Annotated in this window: 13 protein-coding genes and 1 pseudogene; 9 read left to right on the top strand and 5 right to left on the bottom strand. The window is 69.9% G+C overall.

Translation table 11 applies throughout. From position 1 onward, the window contains the following. Window positions 1-690 precede the first annotated feature (690 nt). Window positions 691-945: pseudogene (locus E1265_RS20810) on the top strand (helix-turn-helix transcriptional regulator); the annotation flags it as partial. 151 nt (window positions 946-1,096) lie between these two features. Here E1265_RS20810 and E1265_RS20805 read toward each other — a convergent pair. Beyond that, the gene (locus E1265_RS20805; RefSeq protein WP_132932143.1) at window positions 1,097-2,128 is read right to left on the bottom strand and encodes a LacI family DNA-binding transcriptional regulator; all 1,032 of its coding nucleotides are present in this window, start codon (window positions 2,126-2,128) and stop codon (window positions 1,097-1,099) included. A 122-nt stretch (window positions 2,129-2,250) separates the two neighbouring features. Here E1265_RS20805 and E1265_RS20800 point away from each other — a divergent pair, with 122 nt between their 5' ends. The 7 genes from E1265_RS20800 to E1265_RS20775 all read left to right on the top strand — a co-directional run bounded on the left by E1265_RS20800 (window position 2,251) and on the right by E1265_RS20775 (window position 7,060). Beyond that, entirely contained in the window at window positions 2,251-3,171 is a 921-nt protein-coding gene (locus tag E1265_RS20800; RefSeq protein ID WP_132932141.1) for a dihydrodipicolinate synthase family protein, read from the top strand. Window positions 3,172-3,265: 94 nt separating this feature from the next. Next, window positions 3,266-4,570 carry an Nramp family divalent metal transporter gene (locus tag E1265_RS20795; protein ID WP_132932139.1) on the top strand — a complete coding sequence of 435 codons (1,305 nt, stop codon included), beginning with the start codon at window positions 3,266-3,268 and terminating at the stop codon, window positions 4,568-4,570. A gap of 74 nt (window positions 4,571-4,644) precedes the next feature. Beyond that, window positions 4,645-5,016 (top strand): dienelactone hydrolase family protein, encoded by a 372-nt coding sequence (locus E1265_RS20790; RefSeq protein WP_243740980.1) that lies wholly within the window; start codon window positions 4,645-4,647, stop codon window positions 5,014-5,016. An 80-nt stretch (window positions 5,017-5,096) separates the two neighbouring features. After that, window positions 5,097-5,396: a hypothetical protein gene (locus E1265_RS20785; protein ID WP_207931148.1), complete on the top strand. Its 300-nt coding sequence runs from the start codon at window positions 5,097-5,099 to the stop codon at window positions 5,394-5,396. 402 nt (window positions 5,397-5,798) lie between these two features. Beyond that, on the top strand, window positions 5,799-6,176 hold the full coding sequence (locus tag E1265_RS20780) for a hypothetical protein (RefSeq protein WP_132932135.1): 378 nt from the start codon (window positions 5,799-5,801) through the stop codon (window positions 6,174-6,176). Next, the gene (locus E1265_RS37160; protein WP_207931147.1) at window positions 6,122-6,265 is read left to right on the top strand and encodes a hypothetical protein; all 144 of its coding nucleotides are present in this window, start codon (window positions 6,122-6,124) and stop codon (window positions 6,263-6,265) included. Before E1265_RS20780 ends, E1265_RS37160 begins: the two co-directional genes overlap by 55 nt. A gap of 93 nt (window positions 6,266-6,358) precedes the next feature. Further along, window positions 6,359-7,060: a hypothetical protein gene (locus E1265_RS20775; protein ID WP_132932133.1), complete on the top strand. Its 702-nt coding sequence runs from the start codon at window positions 6,359-6,361 to the stop codon at window positions 7,058-7,060. A 239-nt stretch (window positions 7,061-7,299) separates the two neighbouring features. Here E1265_RS20775 and E1265_RS20770 read toward each other — a convergent pair whose 3' ends face one another. From E1265_RS20770 to E1265_RS20750, 4 genes are all read right to left on the bottom strand, one after another. Then, the gene (locus E1265_RS20770; protein WP_132932131.1) at window positions 7,300-8,409 is read right to left on the bottom strand and encodes a beta-galactosidase trimerization domain-containing protein; all 1,110 of its coding nucleotides are present in this window, start codon (window positions 8,407-8,409) and stop codon (window positions 7,300-7,302) included. 1,269 nt (window positions 8,410-9,678) lie between these two features. Beyond that, window positions 9,679-11,139 carry a non-reducing end alpha-L-arabinofuranosidase family hydrolase gene (locus E1265_RS20760; RefSeq protein WP_243740979.1) on the bottom strand — a complete coding sequence of 487 codons (1,461 nt, stop codon included), beginning with the start codon at window positions 11,137-11,139 and terminating at the stop codon, window positions 9,679-9,681. A gap of 127 nt (window positions 11,140-11,266) precedes the next feature. Continuing rightward, entirely contained in the window at window positions 11,267-12,487 is a 1,221-nt protein-coding gene (locus E1265_RS20755; protein ID WP_132932129.1) for an alpha-L-fucosidase, read from the bottom strand. Between the two features lie 108 nt (window positions 12,488-12,595). Further along, window positions 12,596-14,953 (bottom strand): sialidase family protein, encoded by a 2,358-nt coding sequence (locus tag E1265_RS20750; protein WP_132932127.1) that lies wholly within the window; start codon window positions 14,951-14,953, stop codon window positions 12,596-12,598. Between E1265_RS20750 and E1265_RS20745 the strand changes: the two genes are divergently transcribed. Further along, window positions 14,952-15,152, top strand: a complete 201-nt coding sequence (locus tag E1265_RS20745; protein WP_132932125.1) for a hypothetical protein — start codon at window positions 14,952-14,954, stop codon at window positions 15,150-15,152. The two genes, E1265_RS20750 and E1265_RS20745, sit on opposite strands and share 2 nt — an antisense overlap. The last annotated feature ends 395 nt before the right edge of the window (window positions 15,153-15,547 follow it).

Raw genomic sequence — 15,547 nt, 5'->3', positions numbered from 1 at the left:
CCGCCCACCCCAGCCCAACATCTACCTCCGCTGACCACGCACCACCCCGAACCTGGAAACCGGGCCGGCCGAACCACCCCCTCGGCCGGCCGACATTCGGTGAGCGGACCGCCGTGTTTCATGACCGGCAGGTCCGGGTGCCCACCGAGCGGGCTGTCGCCGCGGCGGCGTTCCCGAGTGCGAGCGGCGCTCGTTCGGTGACCCGCGAAGGGACGACGCCGAGGCGGACGACGACGGCCTTCTCACGCGACGCACACCTGGTCGTCGCCGGTCATCGAGGAGCACCGCGAGTGGTTGGCGTCAGGTGGACTCGGTAGGTTCATGCGGTCGCGGCTGGACGGTGGAGGTACAGACCGAGGTCCGTACCTCCACCGTGTCACGCCGGAGGATGGGCGCCGACCAGCCGACGGACGTTGCCCGCGAAGACGGCGGCCCGCAGGTGAGAGGCGGCGCGGCGGGGTGAGGACGAAGGTGGCTGGTATCCCTCGCAGGAGTACGGGCCAGCGGCGGGCGCGCCCCCGGCCACCGCGCATTGGCTCCGATTCGTACGTGAAGCCGCGAGGTCGGGTGGCGCGATGACTGTGTCCCGTGCGGGGATGCTGACGCGTGTCAGACGAGGCGGTCGACCGCGCTGTTCGCGGCTCCGGGGTCGTACCCACGCCGTATGACACCGACGACCACCTCACCCGTCCCGAGGCCCTCACGGCCCTCACCGACCGGGAACGCGGGGTCACCGCCCTGGCCGCGCACGGCATGTCCAACGCGGAGATCGCCGAACGACTCGTGCTGAGCCCGCTGACCGTGCGCAGCCACATCCAGCGCGCCATGACCAAGCTCCACGCCCGCGATCGCGCCCAACTCGTCGTCATCGCCTACCAGAGCGGCCTGGTCACCCCACAACCACGCCCCGGCGACCACACCGGCGGTCAGAACCGCTGCGAATAGCCCGCACCCACGCGATGTGCAGGCCGTCATCTCTGAAGAGTCAGCAGTGCCGAGGCGGCCAGCACCAGCTGCCAGGCGGCTCAGCCGGGCACGGCGGCATCGACCGAAGAGCAACTGAACGTCGAAGCCACCCGCCGGCCTTGCCCCGGCGTCAGGCCCCCGCCGGTCCCGTCGACCGGCGGGGGATGAGCGTGGGGGCCGCCACGCGGACGCGGTCTCCGGGATGGACGGTGCCGGCGGTCAGCAGGTCGAGCGCGGTGGCGGCGATCTGGTCGAACGGGACGCGCACCGAGGTGAGCGGAGTGGAGAGGCGACTGACGATGGGGATGTCGTTGTAGCCGACGAGTGAGACGTCGGCCGGCACGGAAAGCCCCATGCCCTCGATGGCGGACAGCGCTCCGATCGCGGTGTTGTCGTTGATGGCGAACACGGCAGTCGGCCGGGGCCGCCGGGAGAGCAGGGTGCGGGCCGCGTCGGCGCCGGATTCGATGCCGAAGGTCGACTCCACGATCCACGCCGGGGCCACATCGGCCCCGGCTTCGGCCATCGCCCGCCGGTATCCCTCGGCGCGGCCGAGGGCGCTGGCGGCGTAGGAGGGGCCGGCGATCAGACCGATGCGCCGGTGGCCGAGGTCGAGCAGGTGGCGGGTGGCCAGGTAGCCGCCGAGCCGGTCGTCGCCGACCGAGGACAGGCTGTGGCCGTCGGTGCGCAGCGCCAGCACGTACGGCACGTCGCGCGCGGCGAGTTGCGAGGGGAAGTCGTCGTCGGCGCGGGCGGTGGTGAGGATCAGTCCGTCGACGCGGCGAGCGAGCAGCGCCTCGGCGGCGGTCCGGTCCGCCCGTGGCACGTCGTCGGTGGTGGCCACGATGGCGAACTGGCCGGAGCGCTGGCAGGCGTGGGCGACCGCCTCGTAGAACATCGCCATGACGGTGTCGGTCAGCCGGGGCACCACGACTCCGACCGTCATGGTCTTCCCGCGCCGCAGACTGGCGGCGGACGGGTCCCGCCGGTAGCCCAGTTCCGCGGCCACTCGCCGTACCCGCTCGGCTGTGCTGCTCTCCGACCGGGGAAGCCGCTCGTCGAGGATCCTCGACACCGTCGACTTCGACACCCCGGCCGCGGCCGCGACGTCATGCAGGGTCACGGTCGTCCGGCGGGCGTGCGGCCGCTGGTCCTCCGGCACGAGTCCTCCCTCATCTCATCCTCGGTCCGGTCACCCAGACCCTTGCACGACTCTTGACGGAACTCCGACCCACCTGCTGCGATGGGAACGTTCCCGAGAACGATCCTACGCAAGGAGCGGACATGATCCCCATGGACCTGCGAGGCCTGGTTCCCGCGCCGGTGACGGCGTTCACCAGCGAGGGCGAGGTCAACCACACGGCCAACGCGGATCTGGCCCGATGGCTGGTCTCCGTCGAGGGCGTCAAGGGCCTGGTGTGCCTCGGCCACGCCGGCGAAGGCACCTATCTCACGGCCGAGGAGCAGGTCGCCCTCATCCGCACCCTGGTCGAGGCCGTCGGTGACCGGGTCCCGATCATCGCCGGCATCACCGGAGAGGGGACGAAGGTGGCGGCGCTCGAGGCGCGCCGGGCCGCGGACGCCGGCGCCATCGGTGCCCTGGTCTACCCCTCACACGGCTGGCTGCGGTTCGGCTTCCAGCAGGGTGCCCCACAGGAGCGGTACCGGGCGATCCACGAGGAGTCAGGGCTCCAGTGCATCCTCTTCCAGTACCCGGACGTCACCAAGGCGACCTACGACCTCGAGACCCAGCTGGAGATCGCCGCCCAACCCGGCGTCGTCGCCACCAAGAACGGGGTACGCAACATGCGGCGCTGGGACACCGAGATCCCGGTACTGCGCGCCGAGCACCCGGACCTGCAGATCCTCACCTGCCACGACGAGTACCTGCTGCACACCATGTTCGACGTCGACGGAGCCCTGGTCGGCTACGGTGGCCTGGCTCCCGAACCTCTGGTCGAGCTGATCGCCGCGGGCAAGGCGAGGGACTACGTCAGGGCGCGGGAGGTCCACGACCGACTGCTGCCCCTGACCAAGGCGGTGTACCACCGCGGCTCCCACATGGAGGGCACGGTCGCCCTCAAGCTCGGGCTGGTGGCCCGGGGCATCCTGGACGCCGCCACCGTCCGCCCCCCGCTCCGGCCGCTGGAAACCGGGGCCGAGGACGAGATCACCTCCGCCCTCAAGCACGCGCGGCTCATCTGACCGCGCCACCTCTTCCCGGACCCCCACCGACCCCCACGCGCCGTCGCGGACGGCCACCTCCATCATCACGACCGTCACGAGGGAGTGGCGCATCATGAGCAACACCAGCAACATCCCAGGAACGACTGGGATCGCGTCCGGCGCGGGGGGCGCCGAGTCCGAGCGCGGCACCGGGCCCGAGAAGCGGACCGTGCGCCGGCCGGCATGGCTGCGGGTCCTCTCCGTCATGGGGCCGGCGTTCGTCGTCGGCGCCTGGCAGTTCGGCCCCGGCAACCTGTTGTCCGCCGTGCAGGCCGGCAACCGGTACGGCTACACGCTGATCTGGGTCATCGCCGTGTCGACGGTGCTGATGCTCGCCTTCACCGACATGAGCGTCCGCATCGCGCTGCGATCCTCCCGATCGCTCATCGGAACGGTCAAGGAACACCTGGGCAGGCCGGTCGGCACCGTCGCGGGCCTCGGAGTCTTCGGCATCACCCTCATGTTCTCCGTCGGCAACGCCATCGGCTCGGGCCTCGGCCTGTCGCTGCTGTTCGGCGGCAGGCCCATGGTGTGGACGCTGGTGTGCACCCTCACCGTCGCCGCCGTGGTCTTCGCGCGCCGCTACTACTCGGTCTTCGAGCGCGGGCTGATCGGTGTCGTCGCCCTGATGGCGGCGGGTTTCCTGGCCTCGGCAGTGCTGACCCGGCCGGACTGGTCGGCCGCCGGCGCCGGCTTCGCCCCCACCGTGCCCGCCGGGGTGGGCTTGCTGCTGGTGGCGCTCGTCGGCACCAACTTCTCCGTCAACGCCGCCTTCTACACCGGCTATGCCACCCGGGAACGCGGCCTCAGGCGCGAGCAGTACCGCACGATCACCCTCGGTGACACGATCCCCGGCATCGTCGCCCCGGGCCTGATGACCATCCTCGTCATCATCGTCGCGGCGGCGGCCTCGGACCGCAGCGGCACCGACTCCGCCTCCCTCGGCCAACTCGCCGGCGTCCTGGAACCGCTCGCCGGCGCCGCGGGTTCCAAGGTCTTCGCGCTCGGCTTCTTCGCCGCCGCCTTCTCCTCCATGGTCGCCAACGCCACCGCCGGCGGCACGCTGCTCGCCGACGGCCTCGGCTGGGGCAACTCGCTCGACAACCCTCGAGTGAAGGGACTCATCTGCCTCGTCCTGGCGTTCGGTCTCGCCGTCACCCTAGTCAACGGCGGCCAGTCCCCCGAGCAGTTGCTCATCACCGCTCAGGCGCTGACCGTCGTCTTCGCCCCGGTGCTCGGCGTGCTGCTCTTCGTCCTGGCCAACAACGCCGAACTGATGGGCGCCATGCGCAACCGACCCTGGCAGAACGCCCTGGGCATCCTGGGGCTCGTCGCGATCCTCGCCACCTGCTACCGGCTCCTGACCGAGATCTTCTGAGAGGCCATCGGGCCGGCCGCCAAGACGCTGACGTCCGAGGCGGCCGTCGGGTCGCCGCGCCTACCTCGACCACCTTGCGGCCTCATCGTCGGCTACCGCAGGGGCGCTGGGTTCGGCCTGCGCACGGCGGGCACCTACCCGGAGCGGGTCGCCGCGGCGGCCAGCTTCCACGGGGGCGTACCTGGCGACCGAGGCCCCCCGACAGTCCCCACCTGCTGGCGGACCGGATCACGGCCGAGCTTTACTCCGGCCACGCCGACCAGGAGGCGACCAACCCCCCGGAAGAGAGCGACCGCCTCCACCGGGCGCTCTCCACCGCCGGCGTGCGCCACCGCGCCGAGGTCTACGCCGGCGCGCACCACGGATTCACCCAGGCGGAAGAACCGCAAGCCAGCCTGGCGTCCTCGTCGGTCAAAGAGTGTCCCGGGGTGGTGCAACGTCCGTAGCCCGTACGGTCCCCTGACGGGTCGCGCAGATCGCCGCCGCCGTCACCGCCGTCGCGCTGTACAGCGTCGTGGCCCATCCGGTGGGATCCGACACCCAGAAAGAGGGCGCCGGGGTGTTCGCCTGCGTCGGCATGTGCGCCGCGGTCGGCGGCACCGTGCGCACCTGGCGCGACCACCTGGCCGCGGTGGAAGAGCCCGTGCGTTCGTGCACCGATCAGGAGATTCGCGGGTCGCGGGCCTCTTCGCCACGACGACACCGCGCCCTGATCGCCGTGGCCGAAGGCGATGGCTGCTACCTCCTCAAGATGGCCGAACAGCTCCAGACCCTTCCGGACCCCGAGACCGCTGGACATCACTGCGCTCGTCACCCACCCCTGTGATCCCCGCAGTCGTCTGACAACCAGAAGCTGAACCTCGCGGGAATGCGAAGAGTCCCCATGCGAGGTGTGTTCAGAGCCCGCATTCGCCCCGTAGTTGTCGAAGCGCTTCGCCTCTGGCCGAAACAGCTGAGAATCGCTCATCGAACTCTGCAGCGGGGTTGTGCGACCCGCCCATCGATCCTAGTCTCAGGTCATCGAAGCGCTTCGATGATTCGTCTGACGTATGACTAGCGGACGATGAGCCGCTCCCCCACACCACCCACACCATCGCCCGTTCCCGTGTGCTCACCCAGCGATCACCGCACCAGCCCCCGATCGCGCACGCTCGTGCCCACGTCACCTCCGCCGACAGGGCACGAGCCGCTTCACCTCTCGAGGAACCTCGCGCAAGAGGAGTGACTCGTGAAGCCTCGTCAGCACAGATTCGTGATCGCCTTAGCGGCGATCCTCCTCAGCCTGGTGGCCTTGCCGGCGACCGCCCTGGGTTCGACAGCCGGCACCGGAGCACAACAGGAGTCGCACCAGCCCTCCACGGCGGAGGTGGTGGTCGCGGCGATGCGGCCGGGCTGGAACGTGGGCAACACCCCGGACGCCATCCCCGACGAAACCTCCTGGGGCAATCCGCGGATCACTCCCGAACTGCTGGACGAGCTCAACACCACGTTTCACTCGATTGTGCGCGGCTCCGACGGCACCAACGCCGGCCCGCGCAACTGGGCCCCTCCATGGAATACGGCCGCACCTTCACCCCCAACTACGCCGCCGGCCATATCACCCTGAAACAGGACTTCTTCGCCGACGTCAACGACAACCCCACCGTCACGCTCACCTTCCACTTCTGGAGCGGCGAACCCTCACCTACACCCTGACCCGCACCGGCACCACGGTCACCGGCACCACAGCCTGACCGGCCCGGACCGATCACAGATGAAGCCGAGTTTCTCGAGAAAGGTGTGTCCTTCATGCGACGCAGATCGCTCCTCACCGCAGCACTGACCGTACCGCTGGGCGCCGCGGGCGCCGTCGGCCTCCAGTCCACCGCACAGGCCGCCACCTGGTCCTCCACCGAGAGGTTTGGGTCGTGGAGGGACGGCGCGTACACGGTGAACAACCATGTCTGGGGCGACGGCCACGGCCCCCAGTCCATCTGGGCGAACTCCTACTCGAACTGGGGCGTCTGGGCCAATCACCCGAACACAGGCGGCGTCAAGTCCTACCCGCATGTCAGCTACATCCTGGGGCGCGACGTCTGGAGCATGGGGAACGTCTCCAGCAACCACAACGTCACCGTCCCCTCGGGCTCGGGCCTGGCCTACTGCACCACCTACGACGTGTGGGGCAACGGCCACGACTACGAGATCATGATCTGGACGCAGTGGCAGGGCCCGGTCGGCCCGATCGGCTCGTACGTCACCGACGTCAACCTCGGCAGCCGCGCCTGGGCTTACTACCAGGGCAGCAACGGGTCGAACGCCGTTCACAGCTTCCTGGCGCGCAACCACACCACCGACTCCTGGGTGGACATCACCGCGCACGCCCAGTGGCTGGTCAGCCAGGGCCGAATGCCGCAGGTTCGCATCGACGAGATCGCGTTCGGCTTTGAAATCACCTCGTCGGCCGGAGGCCACAACTTCAACTGCAACAGCTACTCGCTCTGGACGTAGCGAGCCGATCCGACCGCCGGGTCCGAGTGCGGGCCCGGCGGTCCGCCGTCTCAGCCCTGGAGGCGGAACCGCTCACGCACGCCTCCGGCTTCTGGCCAGGGGGTTCGTAAACACGGCCTCGTACTCCAGTCTGGCTTCGCGATCTCGCGTCGGGCCCGGCGGGGAACGGGCACGGCCACCGCGTGATCAGCGGGGGTTGTGTGGACTTCTGAAGATCGTGCGGTGGCCGCGAGCCACAGTCAGCCGAGTTCGACCACTTCGGCATCGAAGGCGCCGAGAGTGAACCCGCCGTCGTAGCGCGTCTCGCGGAGGACACCGGTCGCCTTGCCCTGCACAACGATCGATTTGGGTTCGGCGTCGAGGTTGAGGTAGAGCACATGGCGGTCGTCGACGGCGCGGGCCATCACCCCCAGCGGGACCGACGGGCCCAGGTCGATGCCCAGGCGGGTGATCTCGGATTCGAGCAGCGGGTCGAGGACCTCGCGCCGCGCCGGGAGCGCGATGTAGACCGCGCGTCCGGCCCCGTACCGGTTGGCGGTGATGAGCGGGCGGTCCCCGTCGAGTCCGGCGGCGCGGGCGAGGACGTCGGCCGTGACCGGCTCGACCACGTCGAACCGCGGGGTCGCGGCGGCGATGGCGCGGCCGTCGAACTCGAGGTCGAGCCTCTTCCGTCCGGTGCGGCCGTGCGCGAGTTCGTTCAGCATCGCGGTCTCCTCGTAGGAGCTGACGCGGATGCCGAAGACGTCGTCGAGCCGGCCCGGCCGGGTGGTGGCGAACGCCTGCCCGTCGGCGTCGAGCGTCGCTGAGTTGGAGGTCGTGATCGCGGTCCCGCCGCGTTCGACGAACGCGCGGATGCGGAAGGCGGCCGCCTCGTCGAGGACCAGCACACCGGGGATGAGGAGCAGCTTGTAGCCGAGCTCGCTGCGGGCGAGGTCAACCAGGCGGGCGTCGAGGTTGCGGTCGATGACGGCCTCGAACGCGGTCTGCGCCTGGGCGTCGTGGCGCTCGGGGAGAACCGCGCTCGCGATCTGGCTCGGGAAGTCGAGCGCCACCGCGATCTCGGGCCGGGGCCGGTAGGGGAAGCCGCGGCCTTGGAGCTTGGCGAACTCGTCGGCGATCCGCCGGTACTCGTCGAGTTTGCGGTTGGGGCGGCCGTCCCAGTCGACCATGCCCTGGAGGAACTGCTCCTCGCCGGCGTGCATGGTCTGCCAGGTCCACCCGCACACGAGCTGGTTGCCGAGGATGAGGGACGCGTACGCGGACTTGCGGATCGAGCCGGGGACCGCGGTCATCGTGGTGAACTCGGTGCACCAGAACGGGGTGGTGTTCTCGTACTGGATGCGGGCCATGCCGAACAGGGCGCGCGCAGGCCGCCGTTGTCGATGATCGAGCCGCCCGGGTAGAAGCCGTTTCCGGCGCGGATGATCCGTCCCCGGTAGGCGGTCGGTGCGTAGTCGAAGTGCTTGCTGTCGGCGTAGTACCACATGTTCGTGGTGGTGAGGGCGTCCGGGGCGTTCGCCTCGACGACGTCGAGGAGTTCCTCCAGGTAGGTCTCGACCTCGTGCGAGACGAAGCGGCGGAAGTCAGGACGTGTTCGGGGGCGCCCGTGTAGGTTCCGGACTTCGGGAGGCCGACCTCGGCGAAGTCGCCGATGCGGCGGGACCACCGGTGGCCGGCCCAGGCCACGTTGAGGGCTTCGGTGGTGCCGTACTTCGCCTCCAGCCAGGCGATGAAGCGGGCCCTGACGGTCTCGGAGTAGGAGATCGGGCCGTCGCCGGGCTCGTTGTCGATGCCGAAGGCGGCCAGCGCGGGGTGGGCGGCGTAGCGATTGGTCAGCGCGTCGGCGAAGCGCATCGCGTGGGACCGGAACGCGGGGTCGCCGACGTCCTCCGTGTAGCGGTGGTTGGCGTAGAACCGGTTTCCGTTCGCGTCGGTGATGTCGATGGACGGGTGCTTGCGGTGGAGCCACAGCGGCGCCGGGCCGGACGGCGATGTCGAGGATGACGCCGATCCCGTTGTCCTGCATGAGGTCCATGACCTCGTCGAACCAGTCGAAGCGGAACTCGCCGTCGCTCGGTTCGAAGGTGTCCCAGGCGCGCCATGCGGATGCCGGCCTCGCGCATCATCGTGACGCGCGCCGCCAGGTGGCGGGGTCGGAGTCGTGCGGGTGGCAGTTGGCGCCGACGATGAGGTCGGGCAGGTCCTGACCTGCGGCGGAGCGGTTCACGGGGTTTCCTCTGGTTCAGCTCGGTGGCGAGTGGGCGAGGGCGGTTCAGTAGACCCGGATCGCTTCGACGCCGAGCGGCTGCTCCGGGAAGGACAGCCGCACGGCCTTGGCGAGGCGGGATCTTGCAACGCGCGGTGGGTGAACCGGGGTTGAGCCCGGCGAATTCACTCCGGCTCTGCGCGAGGGACGTCAGCTGAGGTCCACGGCCTCCCCTCAGGGCCAGGCCTTCCACGCTGACGATGCGGGCGTGGCCGGGGACGTCGAGGCCGAGCTCGGGATGACCGTGGGCATGGGCTGGTGCTTCGTTGTGCGGGGGACCATGGGACGGGCGGGGTCCGAGGTGCCTGGAGACGAGTCCAGGCGCCTCGGATCGGTTGCGCGGGGATCGGAGCTAGGTGAGTGTCCACTGCTGGTTGGCGCCGCCGTGGCAGGTCCACAAGTGGACCGGGGTGCCGTTGGCCGTGCCCCAGCCGGAGACGTCGAGACACAGTCCTGATTGGACTGATCTGATGGTGCCGTCGCCGTTCAGCGTCCAGCGCTGGTTCGATCCGCCGTTGCAGGTCCAGATGATCGCGGCCGTGCCGTTCTCGGTGCCACCTCCCAAGGCGTCGAGGCACCTGCGCGAGGAGCCGGAGTAGACCGACAGCTCACCGGAGGGCGAGAGGGTCCACTGCTGGTTGCTCGCGCCCCAGCAGTCCCAGAGCTGCGTCTGCGTGCCGTCTGCCGTCGACTGGCCGGGGACATCCAGGCATTTGCCAGAACCGGTGCCGATGACCTGGCCCGATCCGGTGCCGCCGCAGTCCGAGTTGGTCTGCGTGGCCAGCGCAAGCCGGTAGGGGATCTGCGAGTAGGGGGTGTCCGGCGGGATGTCGGAGGAGTGGCCCTGGTAGAGCAGTTGGAGGTTGCACGGGTCGATGGTCATGCGCTGGTCGTGGCCGGACCGGATGAGCTCGCCGTGGCTGATGTTCTCGGTCCAGGCGCCGTCTGGGAAGGAGACGTTGTTGGAGCGGGCGAACGGGTTGGACTCCTCGGCGGCCAGCGGCTCCCACGGGCCGTCGAGGCTCGTGGCGGTGAAGGCACGGTAGTAGCGGCGCCACTGTGAGTCGCCGGCCTCCCAGATCAGTAGGTACTGGTCGGTGCCATCGACCTTGTAGACGGCGCCGCCCTCGAAGAGCCGCCTGGGGTCCGGGTCCTGGAGGACCACCTGGTTGTTGCGGAAGCCGCCCGGGAACTCCCCGACAGTGGTCTCGGCGCGGTAGACGCGGCCGTCGTCGTCGGCGGAGAACAGGTAGCACATGGCGTCGTCGCAGATGACCCAGAAATCGAGCAGTCCGCCGACGTCCATGAACTGCCGCGGTGCCGACCAGCTGTTCGGGTCGGTCGGGTCCCTGCTGACCGAGTACGAGGGCGGCCCGGTCTGGTAGACCAGGTACCACTCGTCGCGCGGGGCGAAGTAGAACAGCTGCGGCGCGGCGGTGTACCAGCCGGTGAGGTTCGGGTTGGTGTCCAGGAACTGCTGCGGTGCGCTGGGGGCCTGGGACCAGTCGGAGAAACTGGTGTAGGCCAGGCCCCAGGCGCCGGAGGTGTCGGCGGTGGTCATGTAGACCAGCCACTCGCCGTTGTAGCGGACCACGGTGGGGTCCTTGACCGAGACGACGGGGTGGTTCGCGTCGGGCTGGGGCGAGATCACCGGTCCTGTCGAGGACCACTGGTAGGTCGAGGTGAGCCCAGTCGCCCGTACCGGGGGCGGTTGCTGCTGGGCGGTGGTCGGTGTGGCGGCGGTGGCGACCATGGCCGCGATCGCGGCCGCCACCAAGGCGATCCGCGATCGGATGCGCAGTAAGCGTTTCATGTAGTCCTTCCGGGATGAGTGCGGATGCGGGACCGGTCCGTGCCCGGGGCGTGGAGCCCCGGGCACGGACCGGGGTCCTGACTGGCGAGGCGGGAAACGAGGAGCGCGTCGCAGCGGGCCGCCTCGTTCACCGCTCCTGTTCGGGCAGGGCGATGGGCACGGTCTCGTAGCCCGGCGCGGTGACGCGGACGGCTTCTGGCCGGTCGGCGATCACGACGAGCCTGTCGCCGCTCGCCCAGGTCCGGTACCAGTTGTCAGCCTCGGCGGACACGCTGACCTCGGCGTCAGCCGGGAACCGCCGGTCGGTGGTGTACGGCTTCACCCCGGTCATCCACCCGGCCGCGCCTTCGAGGGTGCGGACCTGGACGTCGGGGATGCGGCCGGAGGCATCGGGTCCGACGTTGAGCAGCAGCCGGCCACCACGGGAGACCACGTCCGCGTAGTGCTTCGCCAGCTCGCGGGGGCTCAGGGTGAGCGACTCGTCCTCGACCCGGTTGTAGCCGAAAGAGGATCCCAGTCCGCGGTTATGCTCCCAGCCAGTGCCGGTCTCGTGGTCGGCGTGCATCGAGTACTCGCTCGTGCGGTAGTCCCAGACGTCGGCGCCCCAGCGGTCGTTCACGATCCCGTCGGGGACCGCGTCGCGGTAGGAGGCGATCAGGTCGACGAGCGAGCCGTCTTCCTTGCCCGCCTCGGGCCATTCGATGTCGTTCCAGAGCACGGAGGGCGCGTAGCGGTCGATCAGGTCCCGGACGTGCGCGGTGGCGTAGGCGGCGTAGGCGGCGTCGTTGGGGCGGTACCGCCAGATGTCGTCGACCTCCACGATCGGCGGGTTGTCGGTGATCGACCAGTCGAGGCCGCCGGAGTAGTAGACGCCGAAGCGCATCCCCTCCGCACGCACCGCCTCCGCGAGCGGGCCGAGCAGGTCGCGCTTCGGGCCGCGGTGGACGGTGTTGAAGCCCTCGCTGCCGGGGGCGTCCCACAGCGTCACCCCGTCGTGGTGCTTCGTGACGGGCACGACGTAGTCCGCCCCGAGTGCCCGGAACAGCCGCGCCCATGCGGCCGGGGCGTAGGCTTCGGCCGTCCACTGGTCGAGGAAATCCTCGTAAGGCGCCGACCCGTAGACCTCGGCATGGTGCGCCGCCGCCGGCGACCCTTCGATGCGGATGGTGTTCGCGTACCACTCGGCATAGGAGGAGTGCTTGAACCACCCGCCTTCGGGCTCGGGCCCATCTGCCACGTGTTCCGGCTCGGCCCAGGCGGGAACCGCGTACGGTCCCCAGTGGACGAAGATGCCGAGACTCGCCTCCTTCGCCCAACCGGGCAGGCTCTCGCGGTGCTTTCCGGTCATGATCGGTTCTCCCGAAGACGGTGTTCAATCCGGTCAGGCCGGATGTGGCCGCTGGCGCCGGCCCTCGGCTTGGAGGCCGCCCCGCGTCGCGCGGGGCGGCCTGCTTCGTCAGTCGGCGATGTCGCCGTAGACGATGCCGCGTGCTGACAGATAGACGCGGCCGAAGATGTGCGGGTCGCCGGTGATGGCGCTTCCGGCGAAGCCCCACTGGTGGTCGTCGTCGTTGATGCGGAACCAGCTGTCGCCGCCGTCGGTCGAGCGGAAGATGCCGTCCTGGCCCGCGACCGTGGCCGAGGTGTAGATCGCCGGGTAACCGGATCGCTCGGCGGCCTTACCGAAGCCGACCGACAGCGCGAAGTCGATCGCGCGGATGCGCTCCCAGGTCACACCGCCGTCCTCGGAGCGCCACAGGCCGGTTTCGATGTCCTCTCTGTCGCTGCGCCCGGCGAGCCAGACGTGGCCCTCGCGGCCGGGGACGACCCTGAAGTCGTCGACGCCTTCGGCGGGCAGGCCGGTCGCTCCGGTGTCGGAGAACGTCGCGCCCGCGTCGGTGCTGCGGAAGAACCTGCCGCCGGAGAAGGCGTACAGGACCGACGGGTTGACGCGGTCGGACCGGATCCTGGCCCCGGCCGGGAGTCCCTGGACCGGGTTCCAGGTCTCGCCCAGGTCGGTGCTGTAGACCGGGGTGATGTCGGTGTTGCTGGGGGACCACAGGAGCGCGGCGGCGTCGGCGGTGATGGCGACGACGCCGGAGCCGCCGCCCGGGACGCCTTCGAGTCGCGCGGCGGACCTCCAGGTCTTTCCGCGGTCGGTGGAGACGATGACGTGCGTGTTTACGTCCACGTTGACTTCGCCGCTGCCGACGATGACGTCCGGGGCGGACGCGGCGTAGTCGAGACTGCTGCCGGCCCAGCCGGGCTGGATCATCGGCTCGGCCCGGTCGAGGTCGGTGTGGACGAAGCCGCTGACGTCGCCCATGGCGGAGACGAGGGTGCCGCCGAGGGCGGCGATGTCGCGGACCCAGGTCTCTTCGACGCCTTCGGCCCGCACGCGGACCGTGAACCGTTCGACGGGCAGGGCGATCCGCTCGCCGGCCTCGTTCTGGCCGATCAGTTCGCCTTGGGAATCCCAGCGCGTCAGTTCCTCGGTGCCCCAGATCATGGCGCCGGTGCCCCACATGACGCGGTCGGAGTTGTGCGGGTCGATCGCCAGAGCCTCGATCATCCACCCGTGCTTGACCGCGTATGCGGGTCCCTGGTCAGTGCCGTTCCACGAAAGCCACGGCGCGTTGGTGCTGTCCATGACGAAGCGGTCGGTGCGGTCGGTGCCTTCGGCGTAGTCCCAGCTGAGCTGCCAGGTCTGCCCGGAGTCGGTGGAGCGGTAGAGGATCTCGTCGGGGTACCAGTTGTTGCACGTGGACGCCATGAGCGTGCCGGGGTTCTGGCGGTCGACGGTCACACCGCCGAAGCCGGGGATCGGGCCTCTGGGGTTGTAGGCGGGGGTGATGTCGGTCCATTGCCCGGTCTGGGTCGCCAGCCTCTGGATCTTGCCGCCGTTGCCCGAGGCGGGCGCGCCGTTGTACGGGCCGGGGTCATGGCTGGTGATGACGTACAGGTAGCCGTTCGTGTTGTCCACGGCGGACTGCTTGGGGATGGTGCGGTTGCCGCCGACCTCGCCGAGCGCCGCGGCCGCTCCGGGCACGGGCTGCCAGGTCGCGCCGCTGTCCTCGGACACGTAGAGCGGGTCGTCCGGGTCGGCCACGCCCACGTAGATCTTGCCGCCGATCTGGTCGAAGTCGATCCAGAGCACACCCTGGTTGTCGGCGAGGTAGGAGTCGTCAGGGTTGATGACGAAGTTGCCGGGGTTGGGGAAGTTCGCGACCGCGGCCCAGGTGCGGCCGTAGTCGGTCGATCGCCACAGCCCGTTCCCGCTGGGGGCGCCCAGGTACACGGTCGCGTTGTCGGCAGGGTTGACGGCCAGGCGCTCGCCCATGCCGCGGCCGGGCATGTTGCCGCCCTGCTTGAAGGGGAGTTCGGCGATGCCCCAGGTGTCGCCGTAGTCGTCGGAGTAGAGGACGGCGCCGTTGTTGGGGTCCCAGTCGGTGGTGTAGGCGCCGACCGCGGCGTAGACGCGGTTGGTCTCGACCGGGTCGGTGGCCATCGAGACCACGTAGTAGTAGCCCCACTTGTCGCGGCCGACCCAGTCGAGCAGTTGCTTCCAGGTCCGGGAGTCCTCCTGCCACCGGTAGCAGCCGCCGACATCGGTGCGGGCGTAGATCAGGTTCGGCTCGGTCTCGTTGAAGATGATGCCGGGCACGAAGCCGCCGCCGTTGACGACGGCGTTCTTCCAGATGTAGGCGTCCTGGGATCGCCGGCCGGGCTTGGCGAAGGCCGGGACGGGCAGGGCACCGGCCGCGACCGCGACCGCGGCCGCGCCGAGGGAGGTGGTGAACGTGCGTCGTCGCATGACGATCTCCTTTGCGATGGATACGAGCGGTGCGACAGGTTGGGGCTTCGACTCGCGCGGCTTGGGGTACGGCTCAGCCCTTGATGGCGCCGATGAGCGTGCCCTTCTTGCAGTGGCGTTGGGCGAGGGGGAGAGGACGGCGACGGGGAGGAGGGCGAGGATCATGACGGCGGTCTGTACGGGGATGGAGGGGACCTGACCGGAGGCGATCATCTCGGACATGCCGGTGGGGCGCTGGCGGCGGACCACGATCTGGTAGAGGACGTTCTGAGCAAAGACCAACAGCAGAACGACGACCGGCGGCGTCATTCGGATCAGCGGATAGTCCCGCCGCAGCTTGTGCCGCAACGTGATACCGCCCTTGAGATGTGGATCGTCACGGCGGCGCCGACGGCCTGACCTGGACCTGGTCCTGGGCATGATCCGGCGTGACCCACGCCGCTTCTGCGCCGGGGTCTCCGCCGGTCTTCCGCGGAACAGGGGACAGCGGGACCGTTCTCTGCGGCACGGGGGGTGCTCCTTGCTCTCCGTAGCGCGCCGGGCCGGGGGAGGGAGCGCCGCGTGGCGGGACCAGCCAGGCACACTGCCTGTGGG

The sequence above is a fragment of the Streptomyces sp. 8K308 genome (genome assembly GCF_004348315.1).
In the GTDB taxonomy this organism is placed as follows: Bacteria; Actinomycetota; Actinomycetes; order Streptomycetales; family Streptomycetaceae; genus Streptomyces.
This window is presented reverse-complemented; position numbering and strand designations above follow the sequence as displayed.